At 32.0% G+C, this 269-nt stretch carries 1 protein-coding gene; it reads right to left on the bottom strand.

Annotated features, from left to right (window positions below; genetic code table 11):
* Positions 1-269, bottom strand: a 269-nt coding sequence (locus tag VJI93_RS08865) for a hypothetical protein (RefSeq protein ID WP_324000562.1), incomplete at both ends; no start/stop codon positions are given.

Raw genomic sequence — 269 nt, forward strand, 5'->3', positions numbered from 1 at the left:
TAAATTCCACCATTATCTGCTGATCCTTCTACATATCTCGTATGTTCTGGTATCATATCCTTTATTACAACCTTTTGGACTTTTCCTGTTGTATTTTTGTAAGTTATCTTGTAAAGTAGTTCATCTTTTCCCCTTACTCCCTTACCATCAATACTTGTCTTATCATCTTGACTATTGAATACATCCTTAACAGGTCTTGTTGCTGTTGGATTTGTTGTTTCATTTGTATTGAAATTATTATTTCCATCAACTACATTTGCCTTATTTAG

The organism is Parvimonas sp. M20 (genome assembly GCF_035282425.1).
GTDB lineage: Bacteria > Bacillota > Clostridia > Tissierellales > Peptoniphilaceae > Parvimonas.